Origin of the sequence: Mariniphaga anaerophila, from assembly GCF_900129025.1 — a bacterium.
Classification (GTDB): Bacteria; Bacteroidota; Bacteroidia; order Bacteroidales; family Prolixibacteraceae; genus Mariniphaga; species Mariniphaga anaerophila.
Map to the genome: position 1 here is coordinate 670,613 of NZ_FQUM01000001.1, position 16,057 is coordinate 686,669.

General features: G+C 37.2%; 17 protein-coding genes. 8 read left to right on the top strand and 9 right to left on the bottom strand.

The genetic code is table 11. The features are described from left to right. Window positions 1–29 precede the first annotated feature (29 nt). On the top strand, window positions 30–635 hold the full coding sequence (locus tag BUB08_RS02715) for an RteC domain-containing protein (protein ID WP_083570530.1): 606 nt from the start codon (window positions 30–32) through the stop codon (window positions 633–635). A gap of 34 nt (window positions 636–669) precedes the next feature. Here BUB08_RS02715 and mobC read toward each other — a convergent pair whose 3' ends face one another. Genes mobC through mobA form a run of 4 tightly spaced genes read right to left on the bottom strand, consistent with a single transcriptional unit; the run spans window position 670 to window position 5,192 of the window. After that, a complete protein-coding gene (gene mobC / locus BUB08_RS02720; RefSeq protein WP_072998641.1) occupies window positions 670–2,679 on the bottom strand; it encodes a conjugal transfer protein MobC in 2,010 nt (669 codons plus the stop codon). 3 nt (window positions 2,680–2,682) lie between these two features. Then, on the bottom strand, window positions 2,683–3,549 hold the full coding sequence (locus BUB08_RS02725; RefSeq protein ID WP_072998643.1) for a DNA adenine methylase: 867 nt from the start codon (window positions 3,547–3,549) through the stop codon (window positions 2,683–2,685). Window positions 3,550–3,555: 6 nt separating this feature from the next. Then, window positions 3,556–4,776 (bottom strand): conjugal transfer protein MobB, encoded by a 1,221-nt coding sequence (mobB, locus tag BUB08_RS02730; RefSeq protein WP_072998645.1) that lies wholly within the window; start codon window positions 4,774–4,776, stop codon window positions 3,556–3,558. Then, on the bottom strand, window positions 4,761–5,192 hold the full coding sequence (gene mobA, locus BUB08_RS02735) for a conjugal transfer protein MobA (RefSeq protein ID WP_072998646.1): 432 nt from the start codon (window positions 5,190–5,192) through the stop codon (window positions 4,761–4,763). The genes mobB and mobA overlap by 16 nt, the downstream gene beginning before the upstream one ends. Before the next feature lie 646 nt (window positions 5,193–5,838). Here mobA and BUB08_RS02740 point away from each other — a divergent pair. Genes BUB08_RS02740 through BUB08_RS02750 form a run of 3 tightly spaced genes read left to right on the top strand, consistent with a single transcriptional unit; the run spans window position 5,839 to window position 7,541 of the window. Beyond that, entirely contained in the window at window positions 5,839–6,603 is a 765-nt protein-coding gene (locus tag BUB08_RS02740; RefSeq protein WP_072998915.1) for a ParA family protein, read from the top strand. A gap of 1 nt (window position 6,604) precedes the next feature. Next, window positions 6,605–6,979 (top strand): DUF3408 domain-containing protein, encoded by a 375-nt coding sequence (locus BUB08_RS02745; RefSeq protein WP_072998648.1) that lies wholly within the window; start codon window positions 6,605–6,607, stop codon window positions 6,977–6,979. A gap of 16 nt (window positions 6,980–6,995) precedes the next feature. Beyond that, window positions 6,996–7,541 (top strand): hypothetical protein, encoded by a 546-nt coding sequence (locus BUB08_RS02750; protein ID WP_139249592.1) that lies wholly within the window; start codon window positions 6,996–6,998, stop codon window positions 7,539–7,541. 211 nt (window positions 7,542–7,752) lie between these two features. Here BUB08_RS02750 and BUB08_RS02755 read toward each other — a convergent pair whose 3' ends face one another. From BUB08_RS02755 to BUB08_RS02775, 5 genes are read right to left on the bottom strand one after another with little or no spacing between them, the layout of a single operon-like run. Next, window positions 7,753–8,043, bottom strand: coding sequence for a DUF2326 domain-containing protein (locus BUB08_RS02755; RefSeq protein WP_072998652.1), 291 nt, complete (start codon window positions 8,041–8,043; stop codon window positions 7,753–7,755). 47 nt (window positions 8,044–8,090) lie between these two features. Next, window positions 8,091–9,287 (bottom strand): IS256 family transposase, encoded by a 1,197-nt coding sequence (locus BUB08_RS02760; protein ID WP_072998654.1) that lies wholly within the window; start codon window positions 9,285–9,287, stop codon window positions 8,091–8,093. Window positions 9,288–9,347: 60 nt separating this feature from the next. Then, the gene (locus tag BUB08_RS02765) at window positions 9,348–10,910 is read right to left on the bottom strand and encodes a hypothetical protein (protein WP_072998656.1); all 1,563 of its coding nucleotides are present in this window, start codon (window positions 10,908–10,910) and stop codon (window positions 9,348–9,350) included. After that, window positions 10,897–11,139 carry an ABC-three component system middle component 8 gene (locus BUB08_RS02770; protein ID WP_072998657.1) on the bottom strand — a complete coding sequence of 81 codons (243 nt, stop codon included), beginning with the start codon at window positions 11,137–11,139 and terminating at the stop codon, window positions 10,897–10,899. Before BUB08_RS02770 ends, BUB08_RS02765 begins: the two co-directional genes overlap by 14 nt. After that, window positions 11,136–12,104, bottom strand: coding sequence for an ABC-three component system protein (locus tag BUB08_RS02775; protein WP_072998659.1), 969 nt, complete (start codon window positions 12,102–12,104; stop codon window positions 11,136–11,138). The genes BUB08_RS02770 and BUB08_RS02775 overlap by 4 nt, the downstream gene beginning before the upstream one ends. Before the next feature lie 437 nt (window positions 12,105–12,541). Between BUB08_RS02775 and BUB08_RS02780 the strand changes: the two genes are divergently transcribed. The 4 genes from BUB08_RS02780 to BUB08_RS02795 are packed head-to-tail and all read left to right on the top strand — an operon-like array spanning window position 12,542 to window position 15,930. Then, window positions 12,542–12,850, top strand: coding sequence for a DUF4134 domain-containing protein (locus tag BUB08_RS02780; RefSeq protein WP_072998661.1), 309 nt, complete (start codon window positions 12,542–12,544; stop codon window positions 12,848–12,850). A 3-nt stretch (window positions 12,851–12,853) separates the two neighbouring features. Further along, the gene (locus BUB08_RS02785) at window positions 12,854–13,186 is read left to right on the top strand and encodes a DUF4133 domain-containing protein (RefSeq protein WP_072998662.1); all 333 of its coding nucleotides are present in this window, start codon (window positions 12,854–12,856) and stop codon (window positions 13,184–13,186) included. Further along, entirely contained in the window at window positions 13,183–15,681 is a 2,499-nt protein-coding gene (locus BUB08_RS02790) for a TraG family conjugative transposon ATPase (RefSeq protein WP_072998663.1), read from the top strand. Before BUB08_RS02785 ends, BUB08_RS02790 begins: the two co-directional genes overlap by 4 nt. Window positions 15,682–15,702: 21 nt before the next feature. Then, window positions 15,703–15,930, top strand: coding sequence for a DUF4141 domain-containing protein (locus BUB08_RS02795; protein ID WP_072998664.1), 228 nt, complete (start codon window positions 15,703–15,705; stop codon window positions 15,928–15,930). The last annotated feature ends 127 nt before the right edge of the window (window positions 15,931–16,057 follow it).

The following is a 16,057-nucleotide window of genomic DNA, read 5'->3' on the forward strand; positions in this document are numbered from 1 at the left end:
TATAAATAAAACTAAAACCCGACGGCTGCATGAGAAAACTCTCCGACATGAGATTTTTTCAGGTTCTGAAGCACTCTTCAGAATCGGAGGCCGATATGAAAAAAATAGAGGAATATTATGATGACTTTGTAAAAGCCCTATTTCTCGAAAGTAAAGACCCTGATAATATATTCGACTTCTACAATGAACAATGTTACATTCGTGTTGAGTTAAAATCGTTAATAAAAGAAACAGACTATATTGACCAACAACTACCAAAATATAAGTGTATACAAAAAGTCCTTGAATTGCTTGACTTGCAATTAAACTTAACAGAAAAAAGATTAGAACATAGTATCGAAAAACGTTCACGGACTGTTTCGCCAAAACCAACCACTCCGATTGATTTTGATTGGACTGGCTACACTGCAGAATTAATCGAATTAGGTTACGCGTTATATGCCTCCAAAAGAATAAATAATGGGGATATTGGAATTAAGGTAATAATGGAATGGCTGAGCAATACATTTAATACTGAAATTAAGGACTACTACCATGTGTATCACAAGATGAAATATCGTGCCGGAGATCAAACCAATTTTTTGGACAAAATGAAAGAAAAACTTATGGATAAAATCAATGATGACTTAAAGTGAAATTGGTTCATTACTCCTCCCGAATATTGTTAACTTAAGAATCAATTTTAATCAAATGAGCCAACTCAGGATTATTCTTTATTCGCACCAATTCATCCACTACAATCTGCGAAGTTTCTGTCTTTATTCGAGAGTAATTAAAATCTATTTCTTCCTGAAGTTTATTGTTGCCATCTTCATCAGTAAAATTGGTAATTACAGGAACGGGTTTGTACTTTTTTGTTTCACGAGCAACTTTTTCGTTATCCACTACGATCTCTGCATGGAAAATCTTCTGGTCGATGCGTTCATCAAAATTGTCGGAGACGGCACCAACAAAAGTTCCCTGTGTTAGATTGCTTATTTTTGAAGCAGGAATTAGTGTATCCATTTGTGTATTTATTGAGGTGGATTTATCCTGACGGTTTATGGTCATTGACTGGCGTTTTTGCAAAACCTTTCCAAAGCGTTCCGATAGGTTTTTTGCTGTTTCTCCAACCACCTGACCGCTAAAAATATTACCAACAGTATTCATCACCACTTTGGCTTCCTTATCTCCATAATCGCGGTTTAGCTGCGAGAAATCCTGAAATCCTAAGCATACAGCCACTTTGTTACTTCGGGCTGTGGCAATAAGGTTATCCAAACCACGAAAATAAATGGTTGGAAGCTCATCTATAATTACCGAACTTTTTAGCTGTCCTTTCTTATTTATCAGTTTTACAATTCGCGAATTATACAAGCCCAATGCAGCTGAATAAATATTCTGACGGTCGGGATTATTACCTACACAAAGTATTTTTGGTTCTTTCGGATTATTAATATCCAAAGAAAAATCGTTGCCTGACATTACCCAGTAAAGTTGTGGGGAAATCATTCGCGACAATGGGATTTTTGCACTGGCAATTTGGCCCTGTAACTGGTCTTGTGCTCCACCCTCCCAGGCATCCATAAAAGGCGATAAATAGTTTTCCAGTTCAGGATAGGAAGTGAGGATGGTAAAAATATCAGCATACTTTTTATTCAAAAATTCAACGGCATGAGGAAAAGTACAATATTTCCCACCTTGGTAAATTTTGAGGTACCAGATTATAGCTGCCAAAAGGATAATTGGTGATTCAACAAAAAAGTCGCCCTGCTTTTGAATCCATGTTTTGTTCAAGTTAAGCATGATGGTATATGCCGATTCATAGGCATCGGCAATATCGGTCATAAACTCCGGTGCAATCGGATTGCAACGATGGCTTCGTTCGGGATCGTCGAAGTTTATCACATAAAATTTGGGAGCGACTTCGTATCGGTGAATGTTTTTCAATAAGGTGTTGTATGCAATTACACTTAAATCATCGAACTTAAAATCGTAGATATACATGCTAAAGCCTTTATGGATTTGTTGCTTGATGTAGTTATTTACAATGGCATACGATTTTCCGCTACCAGGCGTACCCAAAACTATACTTGCCCGAAACGGATTCACGACATTTATCCACCCCTCATATTCTTTTCCTTTGTGCTTATACCTTGTGGGCAGGTTTACCGAATATTCATTTTCCATCAAACAGTTTTCCTGCATAAACGACTCATTTTCGTCGTTAAAAACATCTTCCATCAGATTATTATTTAGCAAACGGCTCATCCATAATCCTGCTTTTAACAGAAAAACATACCCTGTTGCAAGAGTCAAAACATAAACCACATTTTTTACCAGCAATGAGCTTTCAAGTTTCAGCAAAAAGCCATTCAGGAAAAACAAAGCCAGACCTAGAATCAGAAATACAAAGATTTTAATCCAAGTAACTTTCTCTGTTTTTACTCCCCTTATTCCTAAACATGAAATTGCCAGCAATACAAAAGCAATTAGTTTTGTCCAGAGCGGTGCTGAAAATATGCCCGTGTATTTTTGAAAGTTCAAAAGTACCTTGTCGATAATGCCAACTGTTGAGTTTAATTGCACCAGGGCTTCGTAACAGAACCAATAGTAGTGAACCAATAACATTAAGATACTAACGGCTCTTATTAATTCAATTATTTTGGCAAGTGCCCTTACATCGTCTTCGTTTTGCATAGCTTAATAATTAGTGATTAGTAATTCCTGAACTTGTCCTCGGCTTTTTGCATTTGCGCTAATGGAGCGTCTGGCTTTTAATTGGCGAAATTTAAAACCGTTGTATTGTGTTTGGAAAAAATTATCTCCAATTCCACTTGAATTACTCAACATCCACTTGCTGTCAAAATCGAGAAAATGACAAAACGATGCCAGTCTTTTTTGTTGCGTATCATCAAACCCATCTGAAGTATATGATGTAAAAGCAGATGTCTTTGAAAGCGGGCGATAAGGAGGGTCGAAATAGATAAATGTTTTTCCTTTCAGGTTTCCAATTATGTTTGCATAATCATTATTGAGAATAGTTATTTTTTGCAACAGAGCACTTAGATTAATAATAGTATCACGATTACATATTACAGGCTTCACGTATTTGCCAAATGGTACATTAAAATGTCCTTTTTTATTTTCGCGGTAAAGTCCGTTAAAACAAGTCTTGTTCAGAAATATAAATAAGACCGCATTTTCTAAAGGTGAGCTGGTACAAAAATTAAATCTATCACGTTTCTTTAGATAGAATTCTTTTTGTTCTAATTCATTCAGCTCCCAATATTGGTTTTGGAGTTTTTGTAATTCGGCAATTATTTCGAGCGGATTTTCTTTTACCGTGAAATAAACGTTCATCAGCTTTTGGTTGATGTCGTTAATTACCACATTCTTAATCTTAGGATAGGTTCTTAACATATAGAAAAGAACTGCACCGCCGCCTACAAATGGTTCAATAAATGTGTCGTAATCTTCAATGTCAGGCGGAAATAATCCGCTTAATTGAGGCAGCAATTTTGTTTTTCCTCCTGCCCATTTTACTAAAGGTTTAATGTTTGTTTTCATAGCTTATTATTTTTGTATTCGTCTTTTCTTTCGTTTCATTCTTCTTATAAAGGCTTCCTCTTCGTAGTTTTCTCCAAGCGGCTGAATCTCCAATAATCCGCTAAGGTTTTCAAAACTTGAATTAGCTTGTTCGGGATGTTTTGTAGTATCGGATTGTGGCGACTGGGTTTCTTCTTGCTGCTGTTTTTGCGTACCAAACCGTTCATTAAAAACATTAGCAGAAAAGTCTTTGCCCAATCGTGAGCCATTAAACACAAACTTTTGCTTGTGGTCGATAAAAGTTGCCCCGTAAATACGCCCTGCATCATTCTCCCAAAACAGAACTGAAATACCTTGTTTGAGTAATTTTGTTTCAAAGTCTTTCCTGTTTCTGCTTTTCTGAAAAGTGTCTGATATAACTTGTTTTGGGCGTTCCTTTAGCTTTATGTTTTTTATGTGTTCTTTCGATTTTTCGATGCGAACCTGTAAGACCTCATACCCTGTAGTTTTCCCAAACTTCGAAGACTTTATCGGATTTCCAAAAACTTCCCCTTTTTCATCCAATGCAGCATAAACAATTCCATGAAACAGTTTGCCGCCTTTTTCGCCACGTACTTCAGCAACATGAACATTGTATAACGAATGCAATGCTTTGTATTCCTTAAACGATTGAAAATACCACGAACCGGCAACAGGGCGAACCACATTTGCAATTTGGTGTTTTAGGTCTCCCTTTTTGTAGTCAACAGGTTTTAAGTTGTACACCCCATCTTTCTGTTTTTCATTAGCAGGTGTTAAGCCAAACTTTTGTTCCAGTTCTCGGCAAATCCGCATCGACAAACGGTGCTGAAAATTATCACGAATCATCTTTCCCGTTTCATCAACTTTTACTGAAACAATATGCAAATGATGGCGGTCAATGTCTTCGTGTTTGTAAACAATGTAAGGCTGGTTTCCGTAGCCCAGTATATTCATGTACAGCTCTGCCAATTGTGTAAACTGTTCGTCGCTTAATTTATCCTTTGGATCGGGGTTTAACGAAATATGAATAACAGGATTTTCAGTTCGTTTATTTGCGCTTAAATACGGTTCAAACGATGTGGAGCATAAGCCAATTGAATACTTCCCATCAACGGGTTCAATCATTTTATTCACCAATAAAACCTTTGCTGCATCTTTTTTTAGCTTGTCGTGGTTGTAAGCCAATGCACTATAAATGGAACTTCCCGAGCTTATTTTTGCAACCATTTCGTTTCAAATTCTTTGGTTAAGTCCATTACTTTTTGGTTTATGGCAACCAACTGAAAGGTTGCTTTTTGCAGTTGGGCAAGAAATGCCAGTGCCTTTTTCTCGGTAAAAGTGTTTTTTAGTGCCTTGGTAACCTGGTTATAATTCACCCCAATGGCACGGAACTGCGAATAAAAGGAGGTTAAACGCATGTAATAATCCGTTGTTCCTTTATCAATTTTCACCACTTTAACGGGCTTATCGAATATGCAGGCGGTAATAAAATGTGCCTTAACCTCCATTCCCGATGCCTCAAAAAGCGAAAGGAAACGTGCATTGTCTTTATCGTTTAGGCTAATTGCATAACGATGTTTGCACGGGTCTTGCTTTGGTTTTCGTCCACCTTTATGTTTGTTTTTTCTCTTTCCTAATCTCATTTCACTCAGTATTCACCGCTTTAAACTTTGTCAAAAACTCTACTAAAAATCACACGACTCCGGAGTGCTGATTTTCCCCAACGGGGCAAGTGGTTCCGAGTTACTCGGAACGTTTTGAGTAACTCAAAACACAACTTGCCGTGTGCCAATGCACACCTTGTTAGCGTTACCAAAATACTATTGGGCAGAGTCGTTTTAACACTCATGTTTTTTGTTTTAATTTCTTCTTGGGAACAAAGGTATAATGCGGGTTTTGAATAATAATCATTGCCTCCCCAGACAAGGACGGTCACTAAAAGTCAAGCACTTCCACATGATTTCCAAACAAGTAAATAGGTCGTTTTTTTGTTTTAGAATTTGCTTGTTCAAGCTTTCGGTTAATCAAGAAAACAAATAATTGCAAATTCAAATTATTGAATAACCAAACAATTTAAAAAGTGTGTGAGTATTAATAAAAACAATTAGGCAAATACGCGAGAAAATAAACAATAAAACACTTGTGCAAGCAAGCATTAAAACGACAAAGTGTTTTAACGCTTTATCATTTTAACAAAAGCACATACACACGAGCAATTGCCAGAATAATAGATTGGAGATTAAAACGCTCAATCGAACAATTAATAAAACAATCAAAAAAATTAAAGACATGGAAAAGGAAACACTATTTATTGCATTTAGCACCCAAAAAGGAGGTGTAGGAAAAACTGCTTTTACGGTTTTAATGTCAAGCTATCTGCATTATGTGCAAGGCTTGAAAGTTGCCATTATTGATTGCGATTATCCGCAGCACAGTATTTTCGAAATGCGGCAACGGGACATGGAACAGGTAATGAAAGACAATTATTACAAACAAATGGCTTACCAACAATTTACCTCTTTAAAACGTAAAGCCTACAGTGTAGTAAGTAGCCGACCTGAAAATGCCATTAGTAAAGCAGAAGAAATTATTGAACAAGCACAAATACAACCCAATATTATTTTTTTCGACCTACCTGGCACATTAAACAGTAAAGGCGTGGTAAAAACCCTGGGCGGCATGGATTATATTTTTGCACCGGTAAGTGCTGACCGTGTTGTACTGGAAAGTACACTAAAATTTGCTTCGTTGCTTAACGAAAACCTTGTTAGCGTTGGTAAAGGCAATATTAAAGGTCTGCACCTTATTTGGAATATGGTGGATGGTCGCGAAAAAAATGAATTGTACCAGGTATATGAAGATATAATTGGTGAACTCGGGCTTAATATCCTGAAAACCTTTGTGCCCGATACAAAACGCTTCAGGCGCGAACTTACTACAAAACATAAGCCCGTGTTCCGTTCAACTCTTTTCCCTGCTCATAAGAGTTTATTAAAAGGCAGCAACATAGATGTATTGGCAAAAGAAATTTTAGAAACAATTAAACTTCAATAGAATGGTACGAAAGAAATACAACTCTGATGAAATTGACGAAGAATATTTGATTTCGACAATTAACAACGAAAAACCGGTGGCTGAACAAAAAAAGGAAACAACACAAACACCAAAACAGGCACCGCGAAAACGTAAACAAAAAGAGGTTGAATACACCGAGCTTTTTATTCGCCAGTCAGACAGTAAAGCCCGCTCAGGGAAACTGGTAGCAATCCGCCCGGAATTTCATGAAAGGATTTTAAAAATTGTTCGGGTAATTGGCAATGACGACATTACCATTTTCAACTATATCGATAATGTATTACGCTACCATTTTGATGAATTTCAAGAGGAAATCACCAAAAACTACAGAGCTAAGAACACAGATATTTTTTAACTAAAAAAGTATGGTCATGTTTGAAATGCTATCCATTATAGTCTTGCTTTTGCTATTCCGTTACTTTGTCAAATTTGATAAGCAAAAGCGAAGCTGCCCCGCTATTGAAAAAAGAAACAATTCAATAACTCAGCGTGGAAATAATATCGTTGGGGAAAGCCGGTTTGTATTGAGCGAGAAAAAAACAATCCCACAAACCGCCCCCGATGGGAAACTTGATATTGAAGTACCTTTGGATTACGAGGAAGAAAATGAGTTACAGGAGGAATTGGAAGAGCTTGGTGTTTTGAACCAGCTGGGTAATGACATTACATTTGATGCGATGATGGACGCGGTAAAAGATGTTGAAACGGAACAACCACAAAAACCAATGCAATCAGGAAAGCTATTTTATGAAAACCAGGATGCTGACTGGGTAGAGCAACTGGCAGCTTCTTCTGATGAAAACGGCCATAGAGTTTCCTCGTTAATTGACTTGCATTTGGCTAAATTGGAGCAACAAAATTCAGATATAAAGATAGATGATAGTTTGGAGAGTTTTGACATTGGCGCGTTTGTATAAAGATAAAAAGGGACTCAAAAATTGAATCCCTTTTTACATTTCTGTTACTTGATTACGTTTCAACAAATTGAAAGAGGCTTTATCAAGTCTATGTACTGCAAATGTACAAAAATATTCATCGCTGGAATTTATGAAATTGAAATTGTAATGAGAAATTGACTTCATCGTTTTTAGTGATAAACCATACGAGAGAAGAACAGCTTAGGATGTGTTAAAATTCAAAGCCAAATAGTGTTCCAGTAGAATCTTTATCATGCATCTTCAAAACAATATCCTTTTCATCAAATTTTATTGGCATATCATCATTACCCACAGGTAAATCCGATTTTATTGCTGATAATATATATTGAAGATTCAGTTGCTTTGTCAGTTCGTCAACTAATTTCAATAAACGAGTCTTAATGCCATTATCCTGTTGTGAGAGCACATCGTCGTGATATACAAAACGATAATAAGATTCTGGATTGTAAGTTGACAGAATTGATAAATCAAAAGCAGACACTGTTTCATAAAGTGTGTAAACTAAAATATACCGAGGGTTTAGCTCTATTATAGCTGGACCCTTTTTTCAAATATGACTAAGAACTGATTTAGGACAATACCCCAATTTCGTATTGGCATCGACCACTTTTTAGTTGCTTCTCTTGTTGCCAAATATACAGATTTCATTACAGCTTGGTCGGAAGGGAATGAAAGTTTGTTTTTAGTGTACTTCCTGATTTTTCCGTTTAGGTTCTCAATCAGGTTGGTTGTGTAGATTATTTTTCTGATTTCCAGGGGAAACTCAAAAAAAGCTGTCAAGTCTTCCCAATTGTCCTGCCAGCTTTTAATTGCGTAAGAATATTTATCCTCCCATTGCGATGCAAAATCATTTAGGGCAGCTTTGGCCGCCTCTTTTGTCGGAGCATTATAGATTTGCTTCATATCACGGGTAAATGCCTTTTTGTCTTTCCAAACCACGTACTTGCTTGCATTACGGATTTGGTGTACAACACAAATTTGAGTTTTTGATTCGGGAAAAACAGTTCGGATGGTGTCGGTAAAACCATTCAGGTTATCTGTTGCTGTAATCAAAATGTCATTAACACCACGGGCTTTCATGTCGGTAAGTACACTCATCCAAAATGCCGCCGACTCATTCTTGCCCAGCCAAAGGCCAAGAACCTCTTTTTTACCATCCCTGCGAAGCCCTACGGCAATGTACACGGTTTTGTTGATGACCTTGGAGTTCTCACGTACCTTGAAAACAATGCCATCCATCCAAACAATTAAATAAACCGTTTCTAAGGGACGATTCTGCCAGGCAACAATATCGTTGGTAACGGCATCGGTAATCCTTGAGATGGTTGATGTGGAAACGTCAAAGCCGTACAATTCACGGATTTGTTCTTCAATATCGCTATTGCTCATTCCTTTGGCGTAAAACGAAACGATGATGTTCTCCAACCCATCGACCATATTCCCCCGCTTGGGAACAATCATGGGATTAAAAGAGGCATCACGGTCTCGGGGAACGTGGATGTTTGACTCTCCCAAAGTTGTACGGACTCTCTTTTCAGAATAGCCGTTACGGGCATTGGTGTTATCCGACTTCTGGTTTTTATCGTACCCCAAATGGTCATTAAGTTCTCCTTCTAGCATCTTTTCAATACCACGCTTCTGGAGTTGCTTCAAAAAATCGTTGAGCTCTTCCCCTGAATTAAACTGCTCAAGGAAATCATCATTTAATAAATCTTCTTTTTTCATTTCTGTGTAAAGTTTTAAAATTAAACAAAAAAATACCGAGGGTTGCAACCCTCGGTATTTTCAACTTACACAGTTTATGAGATAGTGCTCAAAAGCAACACATAATAGTTTCATGTATGTATTGCCCTCGTCTTTAGCCGTATCCAGCTTATCATTAATTTTCGATTTTACTTTAGGAGAAAGGAACTCTACATTGTTATTAGTATTTATCTTCCACGAAAGAACAGCATTTTCATTCATTATTGCCTTGTAGCATTTCGTAAAACTATTCCTAATGGAATTATACTTTTTATTCTTGTCTGTGGTTTGATGAATTCTTTTAAGCTCTTCAATGGTCGATTTTATCTCTTTTCGTAAAACTTCGATATCTTTTTCTTTCTCAATAATCTTATCAATAATTTTAAGTTTTTCCTCAAACTTTAAAAGATTTCCCTCAACTTTTACAAGTTCTTTTTGACAACGCTTAAATTTCGAAAAGGTATCACTATCTACAAGGTGCTGCATTAACTTTTCCCTTTCCTTGTTAGAAAGGACTAGTTGCTCATTTGTTTCTTTTAACTGTTTGTCTTTATTTTTTAAAGTTTCTTTTAAAAGCCTGTTCCTTTCTAAAGTTAGTTTCTTATTAAACGAAACAAGACCTTTATAATCAGATTCCAGATGTTCAGGAAAATAAATTGCAGTTTCTTCAAATACCTTTTTAACTTTCTCAATATCAAAAGAAAAGTTATTTCTTATTGAAGTTTTAAGTTTATCAATTTCATAATTTAATCGATACGATTTGCTATTTAGCAAACCAATTTTATTCTCAATATCATTAATCCCTTTTTCAATTAAAGTTTTATCCTGTTGATAGAAATTGAATCTATCAATTTGGTCTTCTATTTCCTTAAATTCTGTCTCTACAATTGATTTTTCTGCAACTATTTCATCCCTGTCCTCAACCCGAACAGAAAAATCACTTTTCCAACTGTCAATAACCGAATTAATATTTTCAATTTTTGTGTCGTTAGCATATTTAAGCGTTAATAGTTCTCCATTAAAACCTAATAAATCAAACATGAATGGTTTCCAGTCAATGTCCTTACCCGCTGCAAACTTGTTTAGTTTATAAACATCTTTAAAATCATCCTGCTTCCTTAATGAATAGCTAATTGATTTTCTATAATCATAAACCTTGTTTTGGAAAAAATCTATAGCAAGATATTCCGACAAAACACCGCGTGCCCTTTTTAGAGCATAGTTTTCGACATCCCAATTCTTAGGAGGTATAAACTCATCAGATGTTTGACTGTTTAATGCAAAAGAAATTTTAGTATTGGCTTCGATATTTCTTCTTATTGTAAGATATTCTCCTGAGTTCAAGTACAGTTCCAGATAGAATACATATTCATGAAAAATTGAATAATCATCTTTCTTAATTTTTAGAAGAAAGTGGTTTTTATCAATTTGTTTAAGCAGCATGAAATCTATCATCTCCGCAAATTTAGTTTTACCTAAATCATGAGAGTTGTTTTTTTCATCAGCTGAAGATTTTACCTCAGCATAAATTACATTAAGGCCATTAAGGTTGAACTTAATATTTTTAAAATTTGCTTTATTACAATATAATTTACTTAGCTGCATTGTATTTAAAAGAGTCTGTTTCTTCTATATATTCGAGTTTTCCCAATAGGTATAAAAAATTAAGAGCGTACGGGTAATTTTCTTTAGCGCTAACTCCTAAGTCATCGGTAACTTTTTTTAATAATTTATCATAGCTAATATCGTAAAATGAATTTAATTGCTTTAAAATATAGGCACTAATATTTATGACAGAGTTGTCAGGGTTTGTATGTCTATCAGGTTTAATCATTTTTTACCTATTAAGCATTCAATGTACATATAATGAAGAAAAGTTGTTACATGTCTTTTTGAGCCTTTTAAAACAGCCGAACCATTACAAACTAACTTGTATATGTGGATGAATAATTCTTCAAACGCATTAAAATTATCTCTTTTAATTGATATAATTTGATTTAATTCATGGGCTGTATCAAAATAACTATCCTTTAACGCCTCATTTACTGGATTATTTAGAAACTGCTCAATTTTATCAAACTCGACCAAAGACCTACCCAGTATTTCATTCTGATAATATTCTTTACTTAATTCATTTTTTTCGTTTTTCTTGTCTTTGTCGATATGCGTGTAATCATATTTCAAGCTGTTTACTTCCTTTTCAATATCTTTAGATATTTTAGGCAGTTGAGTTTTAAACGCAACAATAACTTCTTTTATTTCTTCATCAGAAAACTCAAATGGAATATGCTGATTGTTTAAATTAAAACGTACAACCAAGTCTTTATTACTGTCTAAACTCAATAACTGGTTAATTGTTTCAATGCCAATTATTTCAACATTATCAATATCAACCTTTGCATTGGAGCTTATGTCTTTTCTTATAGTCGAATCGGCATTACCAGTATATTTCCTATTTGTAAACAGAACGTAATATTCTAATTCATTTTTAGCCTTTAGTTGCTTTATCTTCTCAATCTCTCCAGAAATAATACTTGTTTTATTTCCATGAAATTTGTTATCAGAACAAGATGCGATTGGATTCTCCGTATGTTTAGCTTGTATGATGAACTTACTTCCTGCTGTTTTCCACTTTTTAATATCCCTGGAAAAGCCAATTCTTCGACCGTCTTTCCCTCCATCAGTACCTCTGGCAAAAGATATAATTTCATTCCCGTTTAATCGCGAAGCCAGAAGATTGGATAAATCTTCAAATTCATCGTCGGAAATATTATAAGCTATGTTTGTGGTAAAGTCCATTATTCAAAAGTAATTATTTTTATTTCTTTAGTTTATAATTTTTTGAAAATGTACGTAAAGTTTTCTCAAACATTTTGTTCAAAAATCCTTTAAATACAGGATATTGCTCTTTGACCTTTATCCTCTATTTCAAAGTAATCAACAACAAGTCTTTTTATTACACTATTTTCATTTTTCTCTATTCCCTCTACGCCAACCCCAGCCACAAGCTTCCTCTTAATTCCATAATATTCTTTTCCTAATCCTAGCCTTTACATTTGGTTAAAAGCAGCGATAAGTCTGCCCAGTATTAACGAAACAGTAAAGGCTATGAAAGAAAAAGACTACGGGTAAAACCCAACCTTTCCTTAAGTGGTAAACACCACATTTTATTCAAAAAAATCGAAGTAAAAACTGTCTTCCCATTTCAGGTAACTGGGAAGCAAAAACACGTAATTATGAAACAAATCAATTCATTAAAAATATCTCTTACTCTACTCTTTTCATTTTTTGTAACCATCTTGTTTGCACAGGGCGACGGCACTGCAGGAATCACCGAAGCCACCACCATGGTAACCTCATATTTCGACCCGGCAACACGTTTGATTTATGCTATTGGCGCTGTTGTTGGCTTAATTGGTGGTGTTAAGGTGTACAGTAAATTTTCAAGTGGCGACCCCGACACCGGGAAAACCGCAGCCGCCTGGTTTGGTGCCTGTATTTTCCTGATTGTTGCTGCAACCATTTTACGCTCATTCTTCCTGTAAACTATGGCTGTATATTCCATCAACAAAGGGGTAAACAAACCTGCTGAGTTCAAAGGTTTGCAAAGCCAGTACCTGTTCATTTTTGCAGGTGGGCTATTAGGGGCATTTGTAGTATTTATCATTTTGTACCTGGCAGGCATTAACCAGTGGGTTTGTATTTTCTCGGGACTCGCGTTGGCTTTAGCTGTTGTGTGGCTAACCTTTTCGCTCAACCGAAAATACGGTCGCTACGGCTTAATGAAAGTTCAGGCAACACGGAACTTTCCACGCCGGATTATCAACCGCAGAAGCATTCCCCGTTTGTTCAGTAGAACAAGAAAGGAGGCGGTGGCATGAGAAACACATTAAAAGCTGCTACGCTGGAAAGCAAATTTCCATTATTGTCTGTTGAGCAGGGATGTATTATCAGCAAAGATGCCGACATTACCATTGCCTTTAAGCTAAGCCTGCCCGAGCTGTTTACGGTAACCACCGAAGAATACGAAGCCATGCACTCGGTTTGGAACAAAGCCATAAAGGTTTTGCCCGATTATTCTATTGCTCATAAGCAAGACTGGTATATCAAAGAAAACTACAAAACCGACGTGCCACAGCACGAACTAAGTTTTCTAAGTTCTTCTTTCGAACGGCATTTTAACGAGCGTCCCTATTTAAACCACACCTGTTATTTGTTCCTTACCAAAACCACAAAGGAGCGTAGCAAACAGCAAAGTACCTTTAATACGCTGGGCAGGGGTTTTATCCTGCCCAAAGAGATGAAAAATAAGGAAGCAGTATTGCGTTTTGTTGAGGCAGTTAACCAGTTTGAGCAAATCGTTAACGACAGTGATTTTATAAAACTCAAGCGTTTAACAGCCGAACAAATAATCGGAACCAATGCCCAACCGGGAATAGTGGAAAAATATTTTTCACTTTCCCGGGGGCAGGCAGCCTGTTTACAGGATATTAGCCTAAATTCAAACGAAATGAAAATCGGGGATAAATCCCTGGTGCTTCATACGCTTTCCGATTTAGACGACCTGCCAACAAAGGTAGCCACCGAAAGCCGCTACGAAAAGTTATCGACCGATAGAAGCTCGTGTTTGCTTTCTTATGCTGCCCCGGTGGGATTGTTGTTGCCCTGCAACCACATTTTTAACCAGTATATTTTTATCGACGACCACACCGCCAACCTTGCACGTTTCGAGAAAATGGCGCGCAACATGCTCTCGCTTTCTCGTTACAGCCGTGCCAACCAAATAAACAAGCAATGGCTGGACGAATACCTAAACGAAGCGCATAGCAAGGGGCTGGTTTCGGTGCGTGCGCATTGCAATGTGTTGGCATGGAGCGATAAACCCGAAGAACTGCGGCAGATTAAAAACGATGTGGGCTCGCAAATTGCGCTTATGGAGTGTAAGCCGCGTTACAATACAGTTGATATTCCTACTCTGTATTGGGCAGGCATCCCCGGTAATGCAGCTGATTTTCCTGCCGAAGAATCATTTTACACTTTTACCGAGCAGGCTTTGTGCTTTTTTACGGGCGAAACCAATTATCAAAGTTCGCTCTCGCCGGTGGGCATAAAAATGGTCGACCGCTTAACGGGTAAACCGCTGCATCTCGACATTTCCGATTTGCCCATGAAAAAAGGGATTATCACCAACCGTAACAAGTTTATTCTTGGTCCATCGGGCAGCGGAAAATCCTTTTTTACCAACCACATGGTGCGACAGTATTATGAGCAGGGGGCACACGTGCTTCTGGTCGATACAGGAAATAGCTACAAAGGCTTATGCGATTTAATTAACCATAAAACAAGGGGCGAAGACGGGGTTTATTTTACCTATACCGAGCAGAACCCGATTGCATTTAACCCGTTCTACACCGACGATGGTGTGTTCGACATTGAGAAAAGGGAAAGCATTAAAACGCTTATCCTTACTCTCTGGAAAAGTGAGGATGAGGCACCCACCCGTTCCGAAGAGGTAGCATTGTCAAACGCGGTTAAGCAGTATATCGAGCGCCTGAAACAGGATGGTACGATAGCTCCGTCTTTTAATACCTTTTATGCCTTTGTGCGCGATGAGTATGTGCAACTATTGGAGCAAAAAAAGGTGCGCGAAAAGGACTTTGATGTGGCAAATTTCCTGAATGTACTTGAACCGTATTACAAGGGTGGGGAGTACGATTATTTGCTGAATTCGGATAAACAAATGGACTTGCTGAACAAGCGTTTTATCGTTTTCGAGCTGGATAATATCAAAGACCACAAGGTACTTTTCCCAATTGTAACCATCATTATAATGGAAGCCTTTATTAATAAAATGCGGCGATTAAAGGGCATCCGAAAGATGATACTAATTGAGGAAGCCTGGAAGGCCATTGCCAAAGAGGGAATGGCCGAGTACATAAAGTATTTATTTAAAACCGTGCGCAAGTTCTTTGGTGAGGCAATTGTAGTTACGCAGGAGGTAGATGATATTATCGCTTCAGAAATCGTAAAGGAAAGTATCATTAATAACTCCGACTGCAAAATCCTGCTCGACCAGCGCAAGTACATGAACAAGTTTGGCTCCATCCAGGAACTGCTTGGGCTTACCGAAAAGGAAAAATCACAGATTCTTTCCATCAACCTTGCCAACCATCCCCAACGAAAATACAAGGAGGTATGGATTGGTTTGGGAGGTGTACAATCTGCGGTTTATGCTACCGAAGTTTCTTTGGAGGAATATTACACCTATACCACCGAGGAAACGGAGAAACTTGAACTTACCCGTTTAACAGATGAGTTGGATGGGAATATTGAGCTTGCCATAAAACAACTGGCAGCAAGCAAACGCAATTCATAATTCATTCAAAATTTCAAAAACATGAAAACAAAATTATTGATAGTCGGGCTATTTCTTATGCTCGGCACTTTTAGTACAAAAGCACAGTGGGTTGTAAGCGACCCCATCAATACGGCAACCAGTATTATCAACACTGCACAGGAAATTATTCAGACTTCCAGCACGGTTTCAAATGTGATTAAAAACTTCAAGGAAGTGAAAAAAGTGTATGACCAGGGCAAGGAATATTACGATGGTGCGCCCGTATAGGTGATTTAATAAATGTAGCATCGGCAAGCTATTAGGTATGTGTTCCAGTAATTTACCTATCATCACCGGCTTATCTGCCCACGAAAGGACGGCAGGGAGTATAGCACGCCGGAAAGCCATAAGTCAA